This window comes from Streptomyces sp. NBC_00223, from assembly GCF_036199905.1.
Lineage (GTDB): Bacteria > Actinomycetota > Actinomycetes > Streptomycetales > Streptomycetaceae > Actinacidiphila.
In genome coordinates this window covers 2,370,520-2,395,548 of record NZ_CP108109.1, presented here as the reverse complement: position 1 = coordinate 2,395,548, position 25,029 = coordinate 2,370,520, and the positions used below count along the sequence as shown (strand labels likewise).

At 73.8% G+C, this 25,029-nt stretch carries 13 protein-coding genes; 1 reads left to right on the top strand and 12 read right to left on the bottom strand.

The window, feature by feature from the left end; genetic code table 11:
- Positions 1-32 precede the first annotated feature (32 nt).
- From OHA30_RS10020 to OHA30_RS09990, 7 genes are all read right to left on the bottom strand, one after another.
- The gene (locus tag OHA30_RS10020; RefSeq protein ID WP_328913471.1) at positions 33-5,804 is read right to left on the bottom strand and encodes a non-ribosomal peptide synthetase/MFS transporter; all 5,772 of its coding nucleotides are present in this window, start codon (positions 5,802-5,804) and stop codon (positions 33-35) included.
- Positions 5,801-9,547, bottom strand: coding sequence for an amino acid adenylation domain-containing protein (locus OHA30_RS10015; RefSeq protein ID WP_328913470.1), 3,747 nt, complete (start codon positions 9,545-9,547; stop codon positions 5,801-5,803). The genes OHA30_RS10020 and OHA30_RS10015 overlap by 4 nt, the downstream gene beginning before the upstream one ends.
- On the bottom strand, positions 9,537-11,474 hold the full coding sequence (locus tag OHA30_RS10010; protein ID WP_328913469.1) for a condensation domain-containing protein: 1,938 nt from the start codon (positions 11,472-11,474) through the stop codon (positions 9,537-9,539). Before OHA30_RS10010 ends, OHA30_RS10015 begins: the two co-directional genes overlap by 11 nt.
- A gap of 860 nt (positions 11,475-12,334) precedes the next feature.
- Positions 12,335-13,588 (bottom strand): 2-oxo acid dehydrogenase subunit E2, encoded by a 1,254-nt coding sequence (locus tag OHA30_RS10005; protein ID WP_328913468.1) that lies wholly within the window; start codon positions 13,586-13,588, stop codon positions 12,335-12,337.
- Positions 13,585-15,693 carry an alpha-ketoacid dehydrogenase subunit alpha/beta gene (locus tag OHA30_RS10000; protein ID WP_328913467.1) on the bottom strand — a complete coding sequence of 703 codons (2,109 nt, stop codon included), beginning with the start codon at positions 15,691-15,693 and terminating at the stop codon, positions 13,585-13,587. The genes OHA30_RS10005 and OHA30_RS10000 overlap by 4 nt, the downstream gene beginning before the upstream one ends.
- Positions 15,687-18,971 (bottom strand): nucleotide disphospho-sugar-binding domain-containing protein, encoded by a 3,285-nt coding sequence (locus OHA30_RS09995; RefSeq protein ID WP_328913466.1) that lies wholly within the window; start codon positions 18,969-18,971, stop codon positions 15,687-15,689. The genes OHA30_RS10000 and OHA30_RS09995 overlap by 7 nt, the downstream gene beginning before the upstream one ends.
- Before the next feature lie 6 nt (positions 18,972-18,977).
- A complete protein-coding gene (locus OHA30_RS09990; protein ID WP_328913465.1) occupies positions 18,978-19,337 on the bottom strand; it encodes an acyl carrier protein in 360 nt (119 codons plus the stop codon).
- Between the two features lie 680 nt (positions 19,338-20,017).
- Here OHA30_RS09990 and OHA30_RS09985 point away from each other — a divergent pair.
- Complete coding sequence (locus tag OHA30_RS09985; protein ID WP_328913464.1) at positions 20,018-20,584, top strand: DJ-1/PfpI family protein; 567 nt, start codon at positions 20,018-20,020, stop codon at positions 20,582-20,584.
- A 118-nt stretch (positions 20,585-20,702) separates the two neighbouring features.
- On the opposite strand, the gene OHA30_RS09980 is transcribed toward OHA30_RS09985, so the two are convergent.
- The 5 genes from OHA30_RS09980 to OHA30_RS09960 form a co-directional block, all read right to left on the bottom strand.
- Positions 20,703-21,008 carry a hypothetical protein gene (locus tag OHA30_RS09980; protein WP_328913463.1) on the bottom strand — a complete coding sequence of 102 codons (306 nt, stop codon included), beginning with the start codon at positions 21,006-21,008 and terminating at the stop codon, positions 20,703-20,705.
- A gap of 130 nt (positions 21,009-21,138) precedes the next feature.
- Positions 21,139-21,801, bottom strand: a complete 663-nt coding sequence (locus OHA30_RS09975; RefSeq protein ID WP_328913462.1) for a hypothetical protein — start codon at positions 21,799-21,801, stop codon at positions 21,139-21,141.
- Positions 21,798-23,018, bottom strand: coding sequence for an AAA family ATPase (locus OHA30_RS09970; RefSeq protein ID WP_328913461.1), 1,221 nt, complete (start codon positions 23,016-23,018; stop codon positions 21,798-21,800). The genes OHA30_RS09975 and OHA30_RS09970 overlap by 4 nt, the downstream gene beginning before the upstream one ends.
- Positions 23,019-23,386: 368 nt before the next feature.
- The gene (locus OHA30_RS09965) at positions 23,387-23,656 is read right to left on the bottom strand and encodes a protealysin inhibitor emfourin (protein WP_328913460.1); all 270 of its coding nucleotides are present in this window, start codon (positions 23,654-23,656) and stop codon (positions 23,387-23,389) included.
- A 5-nt stretch (positions 23,657-23,661) separates the two neighbouring features.
- Positions 23,662-24,765, bottom strand: a complete 1,104-nt coding sequence (locus tag OHA30_RS09960) for a M4 family metallopeptidase (protein ID WP_328913459.1) — start codon at positions 24,763-24,765, stop codon at positions 23,662-23,664.
- Positions 24,766-25,029 lie beyond the last annotated feature (264 nt).

Here is a 25,029-nt window from a genome sequence, read left to right as displayed (position 1 = left end):
CCGTCCCCCACTGCGACGGGCACGGCGACGTGTCACCCCCGGCGTACGGGCTCGGCGCCCACCGGCTCCGGCACCGACTCCCGTACCGGCGTCGGCACCGACTCCCGTACCGGCTCCGGCGCCCGCTCGTCGCCGAGCCGCCCGCGCAGGGCCTCCAGGCCGACCAGGTCGTCCGGGCGGGCGTCCGGCACCGAGGTGTCGAAGCGGGCCAGCGCCGGAAGGCGCATCGCGAAGACCGCGACCGCGGTGAGGACCAGCGCGAACAGGACGTACGCGAGGGCCAGTCCCCGCCCGGGCCCGGTGCCGACGACCCGGCCGACGGTGTCCGCCAGCGCGCCGTGCGGACCGAGGCCGGACTGCAGGGCGTGCGCCACCCCGGGGCCCACCAGCAGATAGCCGAGGGGCATCGTGCACCAGGCGAAGACCGTGTTGACGGCGAACACCCGGCCGTGGAAGCGGGCCGGGATCTTCACCTGGATGATCGTCGCGTAGATGGTGTTCATCAGGGTCAGTCCGAGGAACATCCCGAACACCCCGGTGGCCACCAGCGGCAGCGACGGGCGCAGCCCGGTCAGCAGGAAGCCCGCCGTCATCAGCAGGAAGCTCAGCAGCACCCCGCGCATCCTGCGCTGCGCCGGGCCGCCCCAGACGGCCATCAGCACGCCGCCGAGGGCGATGCCGAACCCGCCGGCCAGCGAGACCCGGGCCACGTCCCCGAGGTCGCCGAAGCCCAGCACCATCGGCTGGAAGAAGATGAACATCGGCCCGACCAGCAGATTGGTCCCGGCGAAGAACATCAGCATGGCCCGGAATCCGGGGTTGCCCATCGCCAGCCGGAATCCGGCCCTGATCTCCTCGCCGACGCTCTCCCGCCGCCGCCAGCCCATGTTCTGCGGGAACCTCAGCGAGCCGGTGACCGCCACGGCGACCACGTAGCTGCACACGTCGACGACCAGGATGCCGCGCAGCCCGATCGTGGCCAGCGCCGCGGTCGCCAGCAGCGGTACGGCGAACTGGGCGATGCCGGTGCCCGCCTGGATCAGTCCGTTGGCGTGGCCCAGGAACCGCTTGGGGGCCAGCTGCGGCACGGCGGCGGAGTAGGCGATGCGCTGGAAGGTGAGGGCCACCGAAAGCAGCGTCATACAGGTGTAGACGGCGGGTCTGCCGAGGCCCCCGGAGAGCAGCAGCAGGAGCATCGTGCCCTGGACGGCGCCCGCGCAGACGTCCGCGACCAGCATGACCCGCCGCCGGCTGAACCGGTCGGCGACCGCTCCGGCCAGCGGCGCGGTGGCCAGGCCCGGCAGCAGTGCCAGGGTCGCCAGCAGGGCCAGTTGGAGCAGGGAGTCGCTGCTGAGGAAGAGCCACAGCGGCAGGGCGAACTCGGTCAGCGCGCTGCCCGTCATGGAGACGAGCTGACCGGCGGCCACGGCCAGGAAGCGCGGCATGCTCGGCGCGGGGGCCCGGTCGCGGTCCTTCCCGGGGGCCGGGGTACGGGGATCGGCCGTCCCGTCGGTGTCGCGCGAGACGCCCGCCAGGCGCCAGGTGGACGGGTCCGGGCCGGAGCCCTCCGGGACCTCGGACCCGGGTTCGGCTTCCGCGTCCGACAGCTGCGGGTGGATTCCCGTGACGATCGCGGCCACCTCGTGGGCCCGGTACTTCAGGAAGTAGTGCCCGGCCTCGTCCAGGACGACCAGCGCGGTGGTCGGCGTGACGAAGTGCCACTCCTTGAACCGCTCGCCGTAGTACATGGTCATGTCGTCGCGTTCGCCGACGACGGAGATCACCGGGGCGGTCAGCCCGGGGCCCCCGCCGGCCATGACGCCGCTGAAGTACTCCTCGGCGTCGAGGCTGTCGTCGCGCATGTCCTTGACCATGCGGCGGGCCTGGCCCGGCTCGATGTCGTCCAGGCTGACGCCCAGTGAGGTGAGCCAGTCGCGGTAGCGGCGGTCGCTGCTGAAGCGTTCGAGGGACGTCATCAGCCGTACGACGGGCCCGCGCGGGCGGGCGAAGGGGAAGATCGCGCCGGTGTAGACCGCCACCGCGGGCCGGCCCGCCTCCTCCAGGGCGAGGGCCAGCGCCACGGCCAGCGCGCCGCCCACCCCGCAGTGACCGTAGAGCGCGACCGGGCCCGTGACCCGTTCCATGATCTCCTCGACCACCCGCGGGACCAGCTCGGGCAGGGCCGGGCGGCGGCCGGTCAGCCCCATCTCCTCGCCCGTGCCGGCCAGCGCGAACAGCGAGTGCCCCGGCGGCAGGGCGTCGGCGAGCGGCTGGTAGACGGCGGCGCTGCCGCCGCCGTACGGCACGCACATCAGGGTCAGTTCCGGTGTGACGCCCTCGGGCGGGGCCGGGGTCAGTTCGTGCAGCGCCCCGGCGGGCGGGCGGTCCCCCGCCGGGGTGTCGATCAGCGCGGCCAGACCCCGCACGGTCGGGTACTTGAAGAGGTCCATCAGCGACAGCGTCCCGGCGTCCGCGTACTCCTTGCGGAGCTTGGCGATGACCCGGATGCCGAGCAGGGAGTGCCCGCCGAGCGCGAAGAAGTCGTCGTCCCGGCCGGGTTCGGGGCCGCCCAGGATCTCCGTCCACACGGCGGCGACGGCCCGTTCGGCGTCGGTGGCCGGCGCGCTGTGCGGCACGTCGGTCGCCGGGCCGAAGGCGGGCGCGGGCAGCGCGCGCCGGTCGAGCTTGCCGGTCGGGCCGGTGGGCAGGGCGTCGAGGGCGACATACGCCGACGGCAGCATGGAGTCCGGCAGCATCCGGCGCAGGCCCTCGCGCAGCAGTTCGCGCAGGGCGCCCGCGCTCTCCTCGGCGGGCAGGGCGCCGGGGGCCAGGACCACGTAGGCGACCAGCCGCCGGTCGCCCGGGCGGTCCTCGCGGATCGTCGCGGCGGCGTCGGCGACCTCCGGCAGGGCGCGCAGCGCGGACTCGATCTCGCCGAGCTCGATCCGCAGGCCGTGCAGCTTGACCTGCTGGTCGGTCCGGCCCAGGTACTCGATCGTGCCGTCCGGCAGATACCGGGCGAGGTCGCCGCTGGCGTACATCCGGCTGCCCGGCGGGCCCCACGGGTCGTCACGGAAGCGCTGCGCGGTCAGCTCGGGCAGCCCGAGATAGCCGCGTGCCACCCCGGCTCCGGCGATGTGCAGTTCACCGGGCATGCCGACGGGTACGGGGGTGCCGTGCGGGTCGAGCAGATACGTCCGCGTGTTCTGGATCGGCCGCCCGATGGGGGTACGGCGCAGCCCGGCCAGGTTCTCGGCGGTGCAGGTCCACGAGGTGCAGTCCACGGCGGCCTCGGTGGGCCCGTAGAGGTTGTGCAGGGCGCAGCCGCCGAGCCGGTCGAGCAGCCGGCGGGCGAGGTCGGCGGGCAGCTCCTCGCCGCTGCACATCATGTGCCGCAGGCTCGTGCACCGCTCGACGTCCTCCTCGGCGAGGAAGACCGCCAGCATCGACGGGACGAAGTGGATCACGGTCACGCCGTGGCGTATCACGGTGTCCCGCAGATAGCCGCCGTCCTTGTGGCCGCCGGGGCGGGCCATCACCAGCCGCGCGCCTTCGCGCAGCGGCCAGAACAGCTCCCACACGGACACGTCGAAGGCGGCCGGGGTCTTCTGCAGGAGGGTGTCGCCGTCGCCGATCGGGTAGGCGCGCTGCATCCAGTCCAGCCGGTTGTGGATGCCGCCGTGGGTGTTGACGACGCCCTTGGGCCGGCCGGTCGAACCGGAGGTGAAGATGACATAGGCGGCGTCGTCCGGCCCGGCGTGGGACGGTCCGGCGTCGTCCGTACCGCTTTCTGACGGCTCCCACAGCCTGGCGTCGTCCAGGCTCAGCACCTGGGTGCCGGCGGGCAGTGTCTCCGGCAGCCGGTCGCGTACGGCGTCCTGCGCCAGCAGTACGACGGGTTCGGCGTCCTCCACCATGCCGGCCAGCCGCTGCTCGGGGTGGTCGGGGTCGAGCGGCAGATAGGCCGCGCCCGCCTTGAGGATGCCGAGCAGCGCGGCGACCAGATGCCAGGACCGCTCGGCGCACACCGCCACCACCGCGCCCGGTCCGACCCCGGCGCGGCGCAGTCGGGCGGCCAGCGCGGCTGCCCTGTCGTTGAGTTGACGGTATGTCAACTCCTCTGCTGGGGCTCCGGGTTCGGGGCCGTCCACCACCAGGCAGACGGCGTCCGGGGTGCGGGCGGCCCGCTCCTCGATGGGGCCGTGCAGGGTACGGGGTCCGTCGAGTTCCCGCGCGGTGTCGTTCCACTCGTGCAGTACGGTCCGCCGCTCGGCCTCGTCCATCAGGTCGAGGCGGGAGACCGGCAGGTCCGGGTGGAGCACGATCTGCCGCAGCAGCCGCTCGAAGGTGCCGGCCAGCCGGGCGATGGTCTCTTCGCGGAACAGGTCGGTGCCGAAGGTGAAGAACCCGTTCACCTCCTCGCCGTCCTGCCGCAGATACAGCTCGACGTCGAAGCGGGTGGAGCTGGTGAGGGCGGGGCGGTACTCGGCCGTGAGGGCGTCCGGGTCCGTCGCTGCGGCGTCCCCCGTGGTCTTGGTCCGCTCGTAGTTGAGCAGCGTGAAGGACGTCTGGAAGACCGGCGGCCGGCTGAGGTCGCGGGGCAGGCCCAGCTCGTCCACCAGCTGCTCGAAGGGCATCTCCTGGTGGACCATGTCCTCCAGGAAGCGTTCCCGCGTGGCGGTCAGCAGGGCGGTGAAGGACGGGTCGCCGGTCAGATCGGCGCGCAGCGCCAGGACGTTGGCGAACAGGCCGGTCAGCGGCTCCAGTTCGGGCAGCGTACGGCCCGCCACGGTCGAGCCGACCGCGAAGTCCTGCTGCCCGCACCAGCGCGAGAGCAGCACTTGATAGGCGGCGAGCAGCGTCATGTAGGGCGTGGCGCCCCGGGCCGCGCCGAGGGCGAGCAGCGCCTTGCTCAACTCCCGGTCGATACCGATGCCGTGGCCTGCACCGCGGAAGCTCGGCTCGGCCGGCCGGGTGAAGTCCGTGGGCAGGTCGAGCGGGGGCACCCCGGCCAGCCGCTGCCGCCAGTGCGCGAGGTCGGCCTCGCGGACCGCGCCCTGGTAGCGGGACCGCTGCCAGGCGGCGAAGTCGCCGTAGCGGACCGGTGGTTCGGGGTCCTCGCCGATGGCCGGGGCGCGGTCCTCGCGGTAGGCGGCGAGCAGTTCGCGCAGGAAGAGCTCGCTGGACCAGCCGTCGGACACGATGTGGTGGTGCACCAGGACGAGAACCTGTTCGCCCTCGTCGTCACCCGCGGCCGGGTCACCGGGCGCGCTCAGCAGGGCCGCGCGCAGCACCGGGCCGGTGGCCAGGTCGAAGGGCCGGCCCACCTGCTCGTCGATCCACCGCGTCAGCTCCCGCTCCCGTTCGGCCGGGCCGAGTCCGGGCGCGGTGGCGCGGACGGTGAGCCGTACACCCCCGTCGGCTTCGACGACGGCCAGCGGGGAGCCGTCGGGACCGGCGGGGAAGCGGGTGCGCAGACTCTCGTGCCGCGCGACCAGCCGGTCCACCGCGCGCGAAAGACGGTCGGCGTCGACGGTCCCGCGCAGCCGCAGCACCTGGGGGATCGTGTACGCGGTCGAGCCCGGCACGAGCTGGTCCATGAACCACAGCCGCTCCTGCGCGAAGGACGGCGGCGGCTGCTCACCGGCCGGCCTGCGCGGCACGGTCAGCCGGGGCGTCCCCACCGCCGACCGCGCGGCCCGCAGCCTGCGGGCCAGCAGTTCGGCCCTGGCCGCCGCCGCTCCGGCGGGCGGCGCGGTGCCGGTCGGCCGGTCATCCTGGGGCTTGGGAGTGGTCGTCGTCATCCGGCCGGGGTTCCTTCCTCGATCAGGGTCTCGACCTCGGCGTCGCTCAACGCCTCGATCTCGGCGAGCAGCAGTTCCTCGACGGCGGCCGCGGTGCCCTCCACGGTCGTCGCGCCGAACAGGATCCGCACGGGCAGGTCGATACCGAGGGCGGAACGCAGCCGGGCGAGCACCCGGGTGGCGAGCAGCGAGTGCCCGCCGAGGGCGAAGAAGTCGTCGAACGCGCCCACCCGGGTCAGCCCGAGCACATCCGCCCACGCCTCGGCGACCAGGTGCTCCGCGTCGGTCCGCGGCGCGGTGTACGGGACGCCGGCCGTCTCGGCGGGCCCCCCGGCGCCGGGTGCGGGCAGCGCCGCCCGGTCGACCTTGCCGCGGACGGTGAGCGGCAGCCGGTCGAGGAACACGCAGGAGTCCGGCACGAGATGGGCGGGCAGGAGCCCGCGCAGGTGCCGCAGCAGCTCGGCGCGGTCGGGTCCGGCGCGGTCGGGTCCGGTGCGGTCCGGTTCTGCGGGGTCGCTACGGCTGGGCTCCGCGGGGTCGGTACCGCCGGGCCCTGCGGGGTCGGCACGGTCGGGCTCCGCGGGCGCCGGGCGGCGGACCACCCAGGCGGTCAGCGACTGCCATCCCGCGTCGTCGTGCAGGTCCACCACGGCCTGGGCCACGCCCGGGTGACGCAGCAGCGCGGCCTCCACCTCGGCGGGCTCCACCCGGTGGCCGCGTACCTTGATCTGCCGGTCGCCGCGCCCCAGGAACTCCAGGGTGCCGTCCGGGCGGACCCTGGCCAGGTCGCCGGTCGCGTACATCCGGCCGCCCGGCGGGCCGTACGGATCGGCGGCGAAGCGCTCACCCGTCAGTTCAGGCCGGCCGAGGTAGCCGTCGGCGAGGCCGGCGCCGGAGAGCCACAGTTCGCCCGGCACCCCGGGCGGCACCGGGCGCCGGGCCGGGTCGAGCACATAGGCTCCGGTGCCGCTCAGCGGCAGTCCGATGCCGGGCCGGGTGAGCGCGTCGACCGGGCCGAGGCGGGTGGCGGTGGCGATGACGGTCGCCTCGGTGGGCCCGTAGGTGTTCCACAGCTCGACCCGGTCGCCGAACCGCTTCCGCCAGGCCGCCACCCCGGCGCTCTGCGCCTGGTCCCCGCCGAGCACCACGGTCCGCAGCGCGGGCGGCCAGCCCACCGCGGGCCCGGCGTCGACCAGTTCCTGCCAGTACGCGGTGGGCAGGTCGAGCACGGTGACCGTACGGCCGGCCGGGCCGCCCAGCCAGTCGGGCAGCTCGGCGGAGGGCACGGGCAGCAGCACGACGGTGGCCCCGGCGGTGAGCGCGGGGAAGATCTCCTCGACGTGCGTGTCGAAGCCCAGCGCGGCGAATTGCAGCACCCGGTCGCCGGGCGCGAGCCGGTACGCCGTACGCATCCAGTCGACCCGGGCCGCGAGCGCCCGGTGCGGGACGGCGACGGCCTTCGGCTCACCGGTGGAGCCCGAGGTGTACAGCACATAGGCGAGGGCGTCGGGCCCGGGGCCGGGCGGCAGTTCGCCGCCCTCGGCCGCCTCGACCGGGGGCAGTACGGCCACGGGGACGGCGCAGTCCGCGGGCTCCGCGCCGCCCTCGGCCAGGACGGCGGTGGCGCCCGCCGCGGCCAGCATGTCCCGCAGCCGGTCCGGCGGCAGGGCGGGGTCGAGCGGCAGATAGGCGTGTCCGGCCAGCAGCACGCCCAGCATCCCCGCGACCGTCTCGGCACTGCGCCCGCCGCACAGCCCGACGGGCGTACCGGGACGCACCCCGAGCCGGGTCAGCCGACCGGCCACCGCGCGCGCGGCCGCGAGCAGTTGGCGATACGTCAGGGCGCGTTCGCCGTCCTCGACGGCGGGCGCGTCGGGCGTAAGCTCGGCCTGCCGCGTCAACAGCGCGACGACGGTGGCGAGTTCGGGGCGGGTGGTGGCGTCGGCGGTGGGCCCGGCGACCGGCCCGGCGGGCGTGGCGCCGACCGTGGTTTCGGACGTGGCCGCGTCCGGTCCGGCGTTCCGGTCGGTGGTCGGTTCGGTGGGCGTGGTGCCGGTCGTGGCGGCAGATGTGGCCGCGTCTGGCCCACCGTCTCGGTAGGCGGCTGGCCCGGCGGGCGTGGCGCCGACCGTGGCTTCGGACGTGGCCGTGTCCGGTCCGGCGTTCCGGTCGGTGGTCGGCTGCCCGGTGGCCGGGCCCGCCGTCGGCCCGGCGGTCGTAGCGCCGGATGTGGCGTCGGCCGTCGTACCCGTTGCGGCCCCGGCCGTCGTACCGCCCGTCAGGGCCGAGCCCTCCAGGGGCGGGCCGAACAGCAGGGAGCCGTGTTCGCCCGGTGCCAGCAGGGGCAGTTCGGCCACCGGCAGGTGCGGCTCGCGGACGGCGGCCTCGGCGAGCAGTGGGAGCCGGTCGAGTACGGTCCGGGCGGTGGCGCCGTCGAGCACCGCCGGGTCGAAGGTGAGGACGAGGTCAAGGCCGTCGGGCGCGGGCCAGGCGTCGAGGGAGAGGTCGTAGGGGCTGGGCGGCGGGTCGCCCGGCACCGGCTCCAGGACCGGGCCGGCCCCCTGATCCGTACCCGTCCGGCCGAGGGCCGCCTCGGTGTGGAGGTTGAACCACGTGCGGAACAGCTGGCGTTGGTCGCCGTCCCGGGCCGTGCCGAGCGCGCCGAGAAGTTGCTCGTACGGCACCTGCGGGTGGGTGAGCGCGCCCGTGACGGTCTCCCGGGTGCGTTCCAGCAGGCCGGCGAAGGTCACCTTGTCGCCGAGATCCGCGCGCAGCGGCAGGACGGCGGTGAAGCAGCCCGCCAGCGCCTCGTCCTCGACGCGTTCGCGTCCGGCCGTGGGCGCGCCGACCACGATGTCCCGCTGGCCGGTGTGCCGGGCGACGAGCACCTGGTACAGGGCGAGCCACGCCATGAAGGGGGTGCAGCCGTGCGTCCGGGCCAGCCCTTCGACGGCGGCCGCGGCGGCCGCCGGTATCCGGGTCCTGACCGGCTCGGCGTCCGCCGCCCGCCCGCCCGGCCCGGGGGCCGGCGCGAACGGCAGCCCGGGGCCGGGCGGCGCGGCCAACTCAGCGGTCCAGTACGCCAGGGCCCGGTCGGCGGCCGGCCCCGTGGCCCGGGCCCGCTGCCACATCACGTGGTCGCCGAAACTCCCCTTGAGCGGGGGCAGTTCGGCCTCCCGTCCCACAACGGCGGCCGTGTGCACGGCGGTCAGCTCGTCGAGCAGGAGTTGGATCGACCACCCGTCGGAGACCAAGTGGTGGGCGCCGAGCAGCAGTACGTACGCGTCCTCGGCGGTGCGGTAGAGCGCCACCCGCAGCAGCGGACCCCGGTCCATCCGGTACGGCTCGGCGCCCCGCCGTACGGCGGCGCGTTCGGCCTCGCCCTGCGGGTCGGCGGCGCCGCGCAGATCGTGCAGCTCCACGGGGACATGGGCGCGGGCGGCCACCCGCTGCACGGGCGCGCCCTCCACCTCGTGGAAGGACGCGCGCAGCGGCTCGTGCCGGGCGACCACGGTGTCCACCGCACGCCGCAGCGCCGCGACGTCCAGGCCGCCGGTCACCCGCCGTACGGTGGCCAGGTTCTCCGAGGTGTCGTCCGGGTCGAGGCGCTGGAGGAACCACATGCGCTCCTGGACCGGCGTGAGGGGGTATTCGCGCTCGGGACCGCCCGAGGCGCCCGTACCCTGAGCGCCGTCCGGGCCGGCCGTGTCGTACGCGGGGATGCCGCCGGCTTCATCGGACATGGCGTTCCTCCTCCAGGAGAGCGGTGAGGGCCGCGCCGAAGCCGGCCGGGGTGGGGGAGTCGAAGAACACCCGGATCGGCACCTCCGCGCCGAAGCGCTCCTCGATCCGGGCGACGATCCGGACCACGGCGAGCGAGTCGCCGCCGAGCGCGAACAGGTCGCCGTGGTCGTCGACGTCGTCGCGGCCCAGCACCTCGCGCCACAGGGCCCGCAGTTCGGCGACGGTCTCCGCTTCGCGGGCGGAGGGCGGCGGGTCGCCGTCCCCGGCTTCGGCGGTACGTACGGGCGGGAGGTCACCCGCGGCCGGCTCGTGGTCCCGGCTGAGGTCCCGGTCCCGGTCCTGGTCGCGTTCCGGGTTTCGCCACGCCTCGGCGGTCCGCAGCTCGCCCACCGGCTCCTGCGGCCGGGCGGCGAGCAGCGCGTACAGCTCCGTCAACTCCTGGGCCAGCAGGTCGACCGCCTGCCGGGAGAACCGTTCCAGCGGATACGTCAGCACCAACTCGGCGCCCTCCGGCCCTACCGTGGCGGCGAGCGTGAAGTCGTAGGCCGTGCTGTTCACCTCGCGGCCCCAGGGACGCTGGGCGAAGCCGGGGCCCCAGCCGTGCGCGGGATCGTCGGGGTAGGTGAGCGCCTCCTCACGCTGTACGAACAGCACCTGGAACAGCGGGTGCACGCCCGGCGCGCGCCTGGGTGCCACGGCCGAGACGACCTGGTCGAAGGGCGCCGCCTGGGCGAAGGCGGCGGCGAGCGTGTCCCGGACCCGTACGGCCAGCCGGCCGAAGTCCGGGGCGGCGGCCACGGAGACGCGCAGCGGCAGCAGATCGGTGAAGCAGCCGACCACGTCGTCGAGTTCGGGGTGCGAACGGCCGCCCCAGACCACGCCGACCGTCAGGTCGTCGCGGTCGGCACAGCGGCCGAGCAGCACCAGGAATCCGGCCAACAGGGCGGTGTGCGCGGTCAGTTGGCTGCCGGTGCCGCCCGCAGAACGCAGCCGGTCGAGTGTCGCGGCGTCCACGTGGGCCAGCGCGGTCGCGGTACGGCGTTCGCCCGGGTGGGGGCGGCGGGCCGGCGCGGGCAGATCGGCGTCGAGCAGCGGGGGAGCGCCCGCCAGCCGGTGGCGCCAGTACGCGAGCCGTTCGGGCAGCACCCGGTCCAGTCGGCGCCGGGACCAGGCGGCGTAGTCCGCGTAGTCGGCCCGGTCCGCGCCGGGCGGGGCCTGCGGCGGCTGTGCGTCCGTTGCCAACGCCCGGTAGGCGGAGGCGAGTTCGGCGAGCAGGATCTCCATCGAACGCCCGTCGGCCGCGATGTGGTGGCAGACCAGCAGCAGCCGGTGGCTGTCGGGCGCCAGCCGCAGCACGGTCAGCCGCAGCATGGGTCCGGTGGCCAGGTCGAACCGGTGGTCGCCCGCTTCCACGGCGAGCGACTGCGCGACGGGCTCGCGCTCGTCCTCGGGGAGGACCGAGAGGTCGACCGTGTCCACGAGGGCGTTCGCCTCGCGCGGGGTCAGGGGGGCGGCGGGCGGGATCTGGCGCGGCTCGCTGCCCTCCGCGGTGTAGCGGGTGCGCAGGATCGGGTGGCGGTTCACCACGGTGGCCAGCGCGGTGGTCAGCCGGGCGGGTTCGAGCGGCCCTTCGAGGGCCAGCGCGGCGGTCGACGGGGGCACGACGCCCGGCTCGCCCATCCGCTCCGCCAGCCACACGCGCCGCTGCTCTGCCGAGCACTCCAGCGGGCGCCCGTCCCTGGGCTGCCGCGGAATCCCCCGCTCCCCGCCCCCGGCCCGCCGCCGCGCGGCCAACAACCGCAACGCCAAAGCCCGCCGCCCGCCTCCGGCGGTCGCCTCTACGTCGGCCCGCGCGGCCGGCGCGGCAGTCGTCCGCACATCCGCCCCTACGGGCTCGGGCGCCCGCGCCTCCGCCGGTGTGCTCATCGGTACGGGCCCGGGCGGATGTACGTCCGCCGCTATCCGGTCGGTCTCCTGGGCGGCCGCCAGTTCGGCCCCGGCTGTCGGCCATGCGTCTGCCGGTGCCGAGCCGACGGGTGCGTGTGCGGGCGGCTGCACGGCCGTTGGAGCGGAGGCGGCGGTTCGTGGCGGTGCGTCCGCCGGACGGTGGCCGGGTGCCTGTGTCGCCACCGGCGCGTGTGCGGGCGACCGAGCGTCCGCCGCTGCCCGGCCGGTCGCCTGGGCGACCGCCAGTACCGAGCCGACGTCGGCTGCCGGTACCGCCGCCACTGCCTGGTCAGTCGCCCGGGAGGCCGCTATTACCGAGCCGACGGGTGCGTGTGCGGGCGGCTGCACGGCCGTTGGAGCGGAGGCGGCGGTTCGTGGCGGTGCGTCCGCCGGACGGTGGCCGGGTGCCTGTGTCGCCACCGGCGCGTGTGCGGGCGGCTGTACAGCCGCCGGTGTGTCTCCGGCCGTATGGGTGTCCGCCTGCGCGGGCGCGGCAGTTGGCGATACGTCGGCCGACGTGGGGTCGGCTGCTTGCGCGGTCTGCGGTTCGCGCGCGGGTGGCTGCACGCCCGCAGGAGCGGGGGCGGTGGACGCGGTGTTCGGCTGTGCGTGCGTGGCCGGTTGTATGTCCGCCGGTTCGGCCCCGGCCGTCGGTGCGTCCGCCGGTGTGGGCTCGGCCGTCGGCCGTACGTCTGCCAGTACCGGGGCGGCGCGTGCGTGTGCGGGCGGCTGTACGGCCGTCGTCGGGGTTGTCGCCGATGCGGGATCGGGCCGTACGGGCTCGGGTGGGCGTACCGTCGGGGCGGGTTGGGTGGAGCGGGGCTCGTTGGAGACTTGGGTCATCGGTCGTCACCCGCTGCCAGGGGCAGGGGCGTTTCGAGGCCGTCCTTGACGCCGCGCAGGAGCGCCACCACGTCTCGGCCGTTGACCAGCCGGTGGTCGAACGCCGCGCCGACCTGCACGAGGCTGCGTACCCGTACCGCCCCCTCGTCGTCGGGCACGGCGACCCGGCGGGGAGAGGCCAGGGACAGCGCGCACGCCTGGCCGGGGAAGACGATCGGCAGGGCGAAGGACACCCCGGGGTCGGTGTGCAGCGTGAGGGTGATGTTGGCGCCCTGGAGGTCCCGGTCGCGGAAGGTCCCGCGCAGCGCCGTCATCCGGTGGGCCATCAGTGCCCGGGCCAGTTCGCCGAGCCCGGCCCGGTCCGCGTCGCGCACGACGGGGACGAACAGCCCGTTGCCGAGGTCGAAGGTCACCCCGATGTGCGCGCCCGGCACGAGCCGGGTGGCGGCGCCGTCGTCGGTGAGCGCGGCGAAGCACCCGGGGTCGGTGGCCCGGCGGGCGGCCAGCGCGGCGAGGGTCAGTTCGGCGAGCCCCACGAGGGTGCCGAAACGGGCGGACAGCGCGCGTGCCTCGGCCAGCGCGTCCGTGACGTCCACCTCGACGGCGGTGAAGGCGGCGGGCACCTCCCGGTGCGACGAGGTGACGGTGGCGGCCACCGCCCGTTGCAGCCGGGACAGCGGGGCGATCACCGTCCCCGGCGGGTCGGCCTCGGGCGCCCGCCGCGCGGCCTGCCCCGAACCGTCCGAATCCGAAGACGTCTCCGCCGCCCCGGCGGCGGCCCGCGCCGCGGCCAACTGCTCGACCTCCGCGCGCCGCACCAGCGGCACGCCCAGGGCCCGTACGGCCTCCTCCGGTATGCCGAGTTCGGCCAGCAGGGCGCGCGCGGGGGCGGTCACCACGGGCCCGGGCCCGTCGGCCGTACCCGGCGCGGTCACAGCGGCCGAAGCGACCTGCGCGGCCGAAGCGACCCGCGCGGCGGCGGCGAGCGTCGCCGTCCGCGAGGCGTCCAGCGCCCCGGCGTCCTCGTGCAGCCGGGCCAGCAACGCGCCCGGCGCGTACTCCCGCCCGGGCTCCGCCAGGATCTCCACCAGGCCGCCGGACGGGGCCGGCAGCTCCTCCACCGCCTTGGAGGTCTCCACCTCCAGCAGCGGATCGCCCTCGGCGACCTTGCCGCCGTCGGGCACCGCCCACTCCAGCAGGACGTACGCGGCGTCGTTGTTGTTGATCTTCGGCATGCGGTACTCGGTCATGGCCGCCGCTCCTGTCCGTGGTGAACTGCGTGGTCGGCGTGGTCGGCGGTCATCGCGAGGACGGCGCCGCGGATGTCCCCGGCGCTCGCGAACACCCGCTCCTCCAGATGGGGTGCGGCGGGGATCACGCTGTCCGCCGCGCTCAGCACCCGGACCGGCCGGCCGAGCGTCGACCACAGCCGGTCGTGCAGGACGTGCGCGACCTCTGTGCCCCAACTGCCGCCCGGCGTACCGTCCTCCACGACCAGTACGGCCGGGGCGTCGCCGCACAGCGCCGCGAGTCCGTCCCCGTCCAGCGGGTGCAGTTGCGCCGGTACGAGCAGCCGGCAGCTCACCTCGTCCTGGAGCAGCAGCTCGCGCACCGCCTCCAGGGCCCGGTGGGCGAGGCCGCCGGGCGCGATCACCACCGCGTCGAAACGCTCGATACCGGCCGGTCCGACGACCGCCAACGCCGGTTGCGCGCCGACCAGTTCGTAGCGCAGCACGTCATCCACCGTGCCCCCGGTGAACCGGCGTTCGGTGTAGAGGATCTTGTCCTCGAACAGCACGGCGGGACCGCCACGGCCGAGCGCGTGCCGCAGCAGCGGGCCCGCGTCGTGGAACGGCGTGAGTTCGTACAGCGCCAGGTCCGGCACACCGAGCAGATGCTTCTGCGGACTCTGGCTGTGCGTCGGCCCGTAGCCCCGGCGGCCGCCCACCGGGCAGCGGATCAGCAGCGGTACGGGCACCGGACGGCCGTACATGGTCACGGACTTGGCGGCGAAGTTGACCAGTTGGTCGAAGGCGAGCGTGACGAAGTCGCCGAACATCATCTCCACCACGGCCTTGCCGCCCGCCAGCGCGATGCCCGCGCCCGCGCCGACGATGCCGCCCTCGCTGAGCGGGGTGGAACGTACCCGGTCGCCGAAGCGGGTGGACAGCCCCCGGGTGATCTTGAACGCGCCGCCGTAGGGGTCGCTGACGTCCTCGCCCAGCAGCTGGACGGAGGGGTCGGCCTCGAAGAGGTCGTGCAGCGCGCGGTTGAGGTTCTGGGCGACGCGTTCGCGGGCGGGGCCGTCGCTGTCCGTGGGGGTGGGCGTGGGCGTCGGTACGCCCGGCGCCCTGTCGGCGGTCGCGCCGACGGACGCGGCCCGCCCGTCGGACGGCGGCCGCGCGGACACCTCGGCGACCAGGGCGCGTACGGCGTCGGCCTGACGGGCGTCCCACTCCGCGAACCGCTCGGGGAACGCCGCCGCGTACCGCGCGTACCAGTCCTCCGCGCGCAGCGCCGCCACCTCGTCGGCGGACCGGGTGTCGTCGCCCTTGCTGTGCGGGCCGAGCCGGTCGGTGGCCAGCTCCACCACCAGCGGGCCGTGGCCCTCGCGCACCCGCCCGATCAGGGGGGCGAGTTCGGCCCGCAGCGCGGCGACGTCCCGCTGCGCCGAGTGGTGGTAGTCGGCGCCGAAGGCCCGGGCGCGGTCCCGGATGGTGCCGGCGAGCTGAGCGGAGGTGGGCGTGGACTGCGCGATGCCGTTGTTCTCCACCACGACCACGACGGGCAGCCGCCACAGCGCGGCCATGTTCAGCGCCTCGTACACCGAGCCCTCGCCCCACGTGCCGTCGCCGACGAAGGCCAGCGCGAGGGCGCCGGGCCGGGTGCGGCGGCTGTGCAGGGCGGCCCCGACGGCGACCGGCAGGCTCTCGCCCTGCACACCGGTGGACAGATAGCCGCCGGCGTATACGTGCTGGCTGCCGCCGACCCCGCCGCAGACCGCGCCCGCCCGGCCCATGACCTCGGCGAGCAGGCCCTCGGCGTCACCGGTCCTGGCCAGATAGTGGCCGTGGCCGCGGTGGTTGCTGAAGACGAAGTCGTCCGCGCGCAGCAGCGGGGCGACGGCGACCGGGACGTACTCCTGGCCCAGGCAGGTGTGTGTGGTCCCGCTGATCCGGCCCTCGCCGAAGAGGGTGAGCAGGGACTGCTCGAAGTGGCGGATCAGCAGCAGGAGTGCGAGGTCCTGGTCCGAGGGTTCGGACGACTCGGAGGATTCGGTGGGTTCCGGGAGTTCCGACGGTTGCGAGGGCTCGGGGGCTCCGCCGCGCGTGGTGGGTGCCGCGGTTCTCAACATGGCTGTGCGCCCTCTCCGTTCGTTGCGTCGGCCGTGACGGACCGGGGGTCCGGGGCGGCCACGCCGTATCGTTCGTCCGCGCCGGGTCCGGTGCCCGCGTCGGCCTTCACGGCGGTCGGGACCGGGGCCGTGCGCAGGGCGGCGGCCCGCCGTGCCGCCAGTACGCGCAGTGCGGCCGTGCGGGTGGCCGTGGTGTGACGGGGCCTGGGGGAAGGGGAGCCGGGGGTGTCGTCCGTGATCTCGACGTCCCGTAGGGCACGTTCGAAGTCGCCGGGGTCGATCCCGGTGACAAAGCTCTCCGCGGCCGCCCGGGACGCCCGAGCCCGGTCGTCGTAGTGCGCCCGGTCGGTGAGGAGTCGGTCCAGGGCCGTACGCCACGGGCCGAGGTCCTGCTCGGGGACGACGGGGACGGGCCTGGCCTGTCCCTCGCGCGCCGCGTACCGGGTCACCCGGCGTACCGGCAGCAGACCGGGGACCCCGAGCTTGGCCTCGCCGAGCCCGCCGACCGCCGACGCCAGCACCGGGATGCCGCGCAGCATGGCCTCCACGCAGGTGTAGCCGAAGGTCTCGTCCCAGAGCGAGGGCATCAGCAGCACACCGGTACGGCGCAGCACCTCGTCGATGTCGTCCACGGGTGCGACGGTCGTGATGTTGGGCCGCCGCCGCAGCTCGGCCAGTTCGTCCGGCTGGGTGCCCCAGGTCGGTACGGCGAGGAACGGGGTGTCGGGCAGCGCGTCCGCGAGCGCGAGCAGCACGGTGATGCCCTTGTAGCCACAGGGGTTGACCATCGTGACGGCGCCCCGGCCGAAGACGCCGTACGCGGGGAACGGGCCGCTCCCGTACACCTGCGGGTACACCAACCGGGCCCGCAGTCCGGCGTGTTCGCGTACGTAGTCCTGGCCGGCCTTGCTCACCGCGATCACCGCCGCGGCCTTGCGCACCAGCCGGGTGCCGGCCTCGCTCGGGTAGAACGCGCCCGGCCCGAAGGGGAGTTGCTGGAGGGTGTGGACCAGGTAGACCACCCGCGTGGGGGTGGCCGCGAGGGCGGCGCCGAGCATCATGTGCCCGGGGTCGTCGCCCGGTACGAGGGTCCGGTCCGGTACGAGGTCCCGTGCGACGGTCCGTACCCGGGCGGGCAGCAGCGACGGCGAGCGGACGGCGTGCACGGTGACGCCGCGGTGGGTGTAGACGACGGCGTCGGGGCCGTCGGACAGGAGGGTGACGCCGCGGGCGAGCAGGGCGTCGGCGGCGGCGCCGGGGTCGGCGTCGGGGCCGGGGTCGGCCGTGCCCGTGTCGTGGGTGGCGAGTGCGCCGGTCAGGGGGCTCACGACATGGCAGTCGTGGCCGCGGGCCGCCAACTGTTCGAGCAGCAGGCGGTTGGAACGGTTGGCGCCGCCGTGCGAGGGGAGGTGGATGAGGTTCTGCGCGAGCAGAATCCTCATCCGCCCGCCCCGGCTGCCTCCGACGGCGCCGCCCGTCGCCGCGACGCCGGGCCGCGACCCGCTGTTACCACGAACATCCGGCTCAACCGGGCTGGCCGGTATGCGAGTTGCCGCGGTCCGCTCGTCCGGCCCACCGGCCACGGTCGCCGCCGCGGGTGCGCCCGGCTCGGTGCAGTCGTCCGGCGAGGACGGGTGGTCGGCCGCCTCGGACAAGCCGCCCGGCGTGCGGGCCCTGGCCGAGCCGGCCTCCTCGGGCGTGACATCCGCCGCCGCGCGGGTGCGGGTTGAGGTGGTCCGCTCGGGCGGGTTGGGGCCCGTGGACAGGCGGTTGGCCGAGGCGGGCCGTACGGACTCCGCGCCCGGTTCGGCCCTGCTGCCCGGGGCGGGCAGAGCGTCCTGCTTGGGCAAGTCGCCCGGCGGGTGGGCCCCGGCCGAGCTGGGCGCCTCGGGTGCGCTGATCGATGCGGCGGGGTGGGACCCGGCTGTCGGGGGCGGTAGGGGGAGGCGGTGGCGGAGGCGGGTCAGGAGGTGGGCGCGTTCGGCGGGGGGCAGGCCGCGGAGGCGGTCCGCGAGGGCCGCGCCGCCGCGTGCCGGCCGGGCACCGGACTCGCGCCCGTGCGGGAGCGCCGCGAGCAGTTCGGCCGCCACCTCCAGGGCCGGACGGCCCTTCCCCGGCCCGGCGACCGCCCGCACCCGCGCCGAACACCCCGTGTCGCGCGCGGCGGCCCGTATCCGGCGCGCCAGCACGTCCGGCTGCCAGTCGGTGGCCGGCACCGCGTGGGCGAGACCGTGCCGGGCGAGCCTGGCGGCGTTGTCGGGCCGGTCGATCCCGTCGGCCATCAGCACCTGCGGCGTACCGGCCGCCAGCGCACGCGCACACGTACCGATGCCGCCGTGGTGCACGATCGCGGCGGCCTTCGGCAGTACGTCGGCGTAGCGGAGCCCCGGGCTCCAGCGGACGTTGCGCGGCAGCCGGGCGGGCAGCAGCTCACGGTGGCGGGCGACCAGGACGGTGGGCAGCTCGCTCAGCTCCGCGGCCGCCACCAGCGCCGGGTAGTAGTCGGGGCGCAGCATGCGCCCGGTGCCGCCGGTCGCCAGGACCGGGCGGACCTCCTCGCCGAACAGCTCGTTGAACGCGGTGAGGGAACCGGCGGCCCCCACGCCGCCGGTCCCCGTCGTGGCCCCCAGCGCGTCGGACGCTCCGTCCGCGAGGGGGAATCCGGTGAGCACGACCCGGTCGGGCGAGTGGTGGCCGGCGGCGTCGAACCAGCCCGGCCAGAGCCCGATCTCGGTGTCGCACCCGGCGAACCAGCCGCGCCACTCGTCCAGCGGGGCCAGCCCGAGCCGCCGCCGTACGTCGGCGAACCCCTCGGCGAGCTGGGTGCCGTAGACATGGGCGGCCACGGGCACTGCGGCGAGCTGGATCGGTGCCACCGCCACCCAGGCGACGGGCGCGCCGAGCAGTTCGGCGGCGAACCGTACGGAGACCGCGGAGGTGTGCCGGCCGACCAGTACGGTCTCGCCGGGCCGGTGCAGCCTGCGCAGCGCGGCCGTCTCGGTGACGATCTGCTCGAAGAGGCCGTTGCGGCGGTAGAAGGCGTCCCACGGCTGCCGGTCGCCGCCGAGCAGCGTGGGGGTGTCGGCGAGAGTGCGCTCGAACTCGGCCTCGCCGTCGATCGGTTCGAAGCCGAGACCGGCGGCGAGCGCGGCGTCGCGGTAGGGGGCGTGGGTGAGCAGTACGGCCCGGTGACCGGCCCTGGTCAGCGCGGCACCGAGGCCCACGAACGGGAGGACGTCGCCGTCACTGCCGTGCGTGACCAACAGGAAGAGAGCCATGGCGCGTTACGACTCCTCCGCGAGGAGCACACGGATCTCGTCGTCGCTCAGTGAGTCCAACTCGGCCACGAGCGTGTCCAGTTCGTTCGGGTCGACCCCGGCCAGCAGCAGTTCCTCGACGGCCGCGGCGGCGTACGAGACGGAGAAGCCGCCGGTGAAGAGCTGGTCCATGGGCAGTTCGACGCCGTAGGTGTCCTGGACGCCGCCCAGGAAACGGACCAGCGCGAGCGAAGTGCCGCCCACGTCGAAGAAGTCGGCGTCGAAGCTTGGTGGTTGCCGGCCGAGGGCGTCGGCCCAGAGCCGGGCGATCCCCTCCTCGACCGGGTGGGCGCCGGGGTTCTCCGCGGGACCGGTGACGGCGCTCATCGCGGGCCTCCCCGGCCTGCGACACCGTGGGGGGCACACGCGACATCCATGGCGGATCTCCTTGCGGGTAGTACATGAGCTGACGTCCTGACGGTCCGTCACCACACCGAAGCGGGGATGCGGATGGCGTTTTCGGATGCGGCCGGCGGGTGGGGCGGCGATCCGGCGGACGGACGACAGGTATCCCGGGAGATGGCGATGCCAGCAGCGTGGGAACGCTCCCACTTCGACCCTGATCTAACCTGTGACCCCCGTGATCAACCGACATTTGAACAAGTGCCGCAGGTGCTGTCAACGTATCGAACGGTGTTAACTTTCGGCGGTTTTTCGAACACGTTCCGCGATGTCCGGGGCTCCGGCGTGCGGGGATCGCCGTTGACCTGCGCGGGGTCGGTCACACCCGAATCGGCGGTCGGCGACTCCTGAAACCCCTGGTGGGCGTGGTGGTTCTGGGGTTGGGAATCGGCGAGCGGGTCGTAGGGGTCGGCGGCAGGGGGTGCGGGGACGTGTGCGGCTCGCAGTGCCCGCCCGTGCCGCCGCCCGCGCCGCCGATCCGCCATCCGCGCCGTATCCGGATGTACTCACGCTGCCCGGAGCGTCCCGCGGCCCGGGGCGGGGCATCGTAGAAGGGAGCGCGCCGGACCGGCGTACTCCTGGTACGAGAGGACGGTAGGCGGGACATGACGGTGAAGATCCTTCTGGTGACCGGCGACGCGGCCGAATCGATGGAGGTGTTCTACCCGTACCAGCGGCTGACCGAGGAGGGGTACACGGTGGAGATCGCCGCGCCCTCGCGGAAGAAGCTGCGGTTCGTGGTGCACGACTTCGAGGACGGCTTCGACACCTACACCGAGAAGCCCGGGTACACCTGGCCGGCCGACCTCGCCTTCGAGGAGGTCGACCCGGCGCAGTACGCGGCACTGGTCATCCCCGGGGGCAGGGCGCCCGAGTATCTGCGCAACAACCCGGCGCTGCAACGGATCGTCGAGCACTTCTTCCAGCAGGACAAGCCGGTCGCCCAGATCTGCCACGGCCCGCTGATCTCGGCCGCGGCGGGCGTGCTGTCCGGTCGGCGTACGGCGGCCTACCCGGCGCTCGAACCCGATGTCGTGGTGGCCGGGGCGCAGTACCAGGACGGTGACGCGGTGGTGGACGGCACGCTGGTCTCCGCTCGGGCCTGGCCGGATCACCCCGGGTGGATGCGGGCGTTCATCGACATCCTGCGCAAGACCGCGCCGCCCGCCTGACCCTGAGGGCCCGATTCCGCGCGGCCCGATCCACGCGTTCCGGCTCCGGTGGCGTACGGCCCACCGGTCAGCCCTCCCGGGGCCGGTTCGGCCCGGTGGCCGAGGACAGCCGAACCGCTCACCTCGCCCGGTGGGGAGTGCGGGCGCCCGAAGGCCGGGCGTCGGGGATGTCCGCCTTGGCCGCGCTGAGCGTATCGCCGGGAATGATGACCAGCCGCTCGTCGGCCCGGAGGGTGACGCCGTCGGGCAGCCGAGTGGCATAGGCGGCGGTGAGGTCACGGCCGATGACGGCGATGTCGCCGTTGTCCAACTGCCAGATGTCCGGGGACTTCTTCTCGTTCTGCGAGTTGCCCGGTTCGGCTGCCGACTTCCCCAGACGGTATGTGAACAACGCCGACGGATCGGCTTCCCACGATGGGGCCATGGCGGCCTCCGGCTTCCCGGGCGATGTCACGGACGGTTGTCACCAGGATACCGGGAGTCGACACCCCCGGCACAGTCCATCTTTCCGCCGTCCGGACCTGGGCCGCGCCGGCGACCGGAACAGGCCGATGTCACCGGCCGGAAGTCGTCCAGTCGGCGAGTTCCGTGACGAAGTCCGTGTACGAGCGGTTCCTGCCGTCCGGCCGGGTCAGGAGCCCGAGAGCCTTGGCGGCTTCCGCGATCCGCGGGCCGTCACTCTCTCGGAACCGCGGGGCAGGGAGGGTGCGTTGCAGCATTTCTTTGGGATTCGCGAGTGCGCCGGTGTCCTTGCCCTGCATGGCGGATGGGATCTTCCATCGGGACTGCACATGAGCGAAGGCGTCCGGGAAGAGCATCAGCCATGCCTCCGACTCGAAGGCGGTCAGTGCCAGAGCACAGTCGCAGGGGCTCTGCCGGCGTAACTCCCCAGCGATGCTCCTGCGTATCGCCTCGTACTTCGCGTCGGTCACACCGTCGAGATCCTCGTGAACGACGAGCCCGAGCAGATCCGCTCTCGCCCGGAGCGCACGGCCCTTCGCCTTGCCGATCAGCGTCCTGACCCGGTCGGCCCGGGTGGCGTCGTTGGAAGCGCCCCTGAGTCGTACCTTGTCGGTGATCTCCACCATTTTGACGTTGCCGATGTGCGCCCGGATGACCTGGGCGACGATCCGGCAGTCATTGCTGTCCTCGCCGGCCAGCACGATGACGCCGCGCCCCCGTGAGTCACGCGAGGCGGACTTCGCCTCCTTGCTCACAGTTCGTCTCCCGTGAGGTCGCCGCCGAGTACACCGGAGAACCACAACTCGCCCAGTGCCTGGTCCCCGGTTTCCTTGACGATCTCGTGCACGTCCTTCGCCGATATGGCCGGAATGATCGAAGCGCCTTCCCGGTCGCGCTCGCAGATGACGAACTCCTCGGGACGGAGACGGTCGACGAGGGCCGGAGAGTGCGTGGCGACGATGTACTGGCTGCGCTCACTCGCCTCTCGCAGCCGTTCGACGATGAGCCGGAGTGCCTGAGGATGGAGTCCGTGGTCGATCTCCTCCACGCAGGTGAGCGCGGGGGGATGGGGGTCGTAGAGCAGCGCGAGAAGTCCCAGGAACCGGACCGTTCCATAGGACGCGTCGGCCAGCGGGGTCGTTCGCCGCAGACCGCGTTCCTGGAGATGGACGGCGATATGGTGAGCCGATCCGCCGGTCGCGTCGAAAACGATGTGCTCAAGCTGAGGAAGCACGGTCCTGGCGTCTTCGAGAAGCCGGTCCCAGAGGTCCTGGTTCCGCTGGAGTTGGAAGAAGAAGGCGGCGAGGTTCCCGGCGTCGGGGGTGAGCGGGAGTTCGTTTCTCGGCGGAATGCGGGCCGGCGAACGGGCGGCGTCGACGTTGACGTCGAAGACCCGGAACGAGGAGAGCCGGTCGGCGACGCGTGCCACCTCGTTTCCGCCCTCCGACTCCGCAAGGCGCGGCAGCGTCGACAGGCCGCTGCTCAGCCGCTGGATCCCGATTTGTTTCTCGGACTCCTCAGCGGCGTTGGTGTCCGTCACCGTGGCTCGTTCGCTGGAGATGGTGATACGGCGCCCCTGGCCCTGGGTGCGTTTGAAGGCGAACTTTTCGCGTCGGGCGAGTGCGTAACCGGGTAGTTGGTTGGGCGCGGCACGTCGGTGAACGGTGAGTTCGTATGCGTCGGGTGCGGTCTGGCTCGAGTGAGTGGTCCAGGTGGCCTTGAGACCGATACGCATCGACGTCGGTGGTTCGGTACCGCCCCAGAACGCCACCTCGTCAAATCCGCCCCGCCTGGACAGAGCCGGCTCCAGATCGCTCTGGATGATGTCGGCCAGGAAGTCGAAGACCTTGAGCACATTCGTCTTGCCCACGCCGTTCGGCCCCACGAGCACGGTCAGGGGCCCCAACGGGATGGTGACATCCCGCAGACTGCGGAAGTTCTGCACATGCAGTTCGAGCAGGCGGCCGGTCATGAGGGGAACTTATCGGAAGGGTCCGTCATGGCGGCCTCATTCAGGCGCATTTCGCAGGGCGTGGGCCGCGGCGGGAACGCGGCCGAACGCCTGGCGCCGGGGCCGGAGGTCTTGCAACGAGGGGGCGCGCACGACAGCGGGCCCTCGACTGACGTGACCCTGGCGGACGAGGAAGATCACCCATGTGGGTGAGTGATCATCCGGAAATCGGAGGGGCGCGACAAGGGGGCGGTCAGGCCGACGCCCCGGTTCGGCCGCGGCAGCGCCGGGTGCTCGCCCGCGTACGGCCTGCGCCCCGCCCACACCGCCTACGCCCGGCCCGCCTGCGCGTACGGCCCGCGCCCTCCGCCCGCGCGCGGGCGGAGGTGCTAGGCCCCCTCGTTCAGGATTGTCCGGATCAACTCTCGTTGGGGCGGGGTGAGATGAGGGTCCGCGCAGTGGAAGGCGCGGGAGTCCGCGGTGATGTCGTAGGAGAAGCCGTCCGGAATCGGGCGGTGGGGCGGCGGCGCCGGGGGAGCCGCGAGGATCTCCGCGACCAGTGACTCCAGCCGGGCCCCGCCGGGGTGATCCGCCGTGTCGACCACGGCCCGGCGGGCGATCCCCGCGAAACCGCCCGAGCGGACCACCTCGATACGCACAGCGCTTATGCCTCCTGCGTCTGGTCGCTGCCCGGCGCCTGGTGCGGCACCTCGGCGACCGCGGGAGCCGCCACGGACACGCCCACCTGCTCCCACGCGTGCCGTACCGCCTCGACCTGGTCCCCGTCACCGTAGCGGGCCTTGGCCGCCGCCGTGGTCGCCGCCGCGAAGTCGGCGAACTGCGCCTGCGCGGAGAGCGATCCGCCGGTCAGCGTGTCGTACCAGATCTGGCCGGCCTGCTCCCAGGCGTTGCCGCCGAGGGTGCTCGCCACGAGGTAGAACGCGTGGTTGGGGATACCGGAGTTGATGTGCACCCCGCCGTTGTCCTGCGAACCGGACACATAGCCGTCCATCGTGCCCGGCTGCGGGTCCTTGCCGAGCCGCGGGTCGTCGTACGCCGTGCCCGGCTCCTTCATCGAGCGCAGCGCCGTGCCGTTGACACCGGGCGCCAGCAGGCCCGCGCCGATCAGCCAGTCGGCCTCCTCCGCGCTCTGCCCGAGTGTGTACTGCTTGATGAGGCTGCCGAAGACGTCCGAAACCGACTCGTTGAGCGCGCCGGACTGCCCGTAGTAGTCGAGGTTCGCGGTGTACTGCGTGACGCCGTGGGTCAGTTCGTGCCCGATGACGTCCAGCGGGATGGTGAAGTCGAGGAAGATCTTGCCGTCGCCGTCGCCGAACACCATCTGCTCGCCGTTCCAGAAGGCGTTGTTGTACCCCTGGAGGTAGTGGACGCTGGCCACCAGCGGCAGTCCGCGGTCGTCGATCGAATGCCGCCCGTACGCCTTGAGGTATGTCTCGAAGGTCGCGCCGAGCGCGTCGTACGCCCGGTTGACACTGGCGTCCTTCGTCGGCTTGTCGCCCTCGCCGCGCACCTTGCGACCGGGGAGCGTGTCCTTGTGCTTCGCGTCGTCGATGGTCCGGCGCGGCTGGTCGGACGCGACCGCCCCGATCACCCCGGTGGTGCCGATGACCGTGGTCAGCCGGCGGCGGGTGCGCTCGCGCGCGTCGTGTTCCAGCGTACGGCGAGCGAGTCCGGCCAGGTCCGGGTCACCGGCCTGGGCGAGCTTGTCGAGGACGTGAGGCGGCACGATCGTGCAGAAAACTCCCATGCACCCACTGTGACTCTCCGGCTACGCCATGTCACTGGTTTGCGCCATGATTGACGAAAAGGAGGGAATCATCACGGTTTTACTGGACAGACCGGGCCGTCTTGCATACTGAGAGGAAGTACGCATCGGCTGCGTGATCCCGCCGTACTCGGCTAAGGTCGACCCATCATGCGTTTCGGGCTGCTTCTCCTTAGCTGCCGCGGCGAGGGCCTGTAGTCATAGGCCGACCCCCTCCCCGCGGAGTTCTGGCGTGCATCGCCGTCG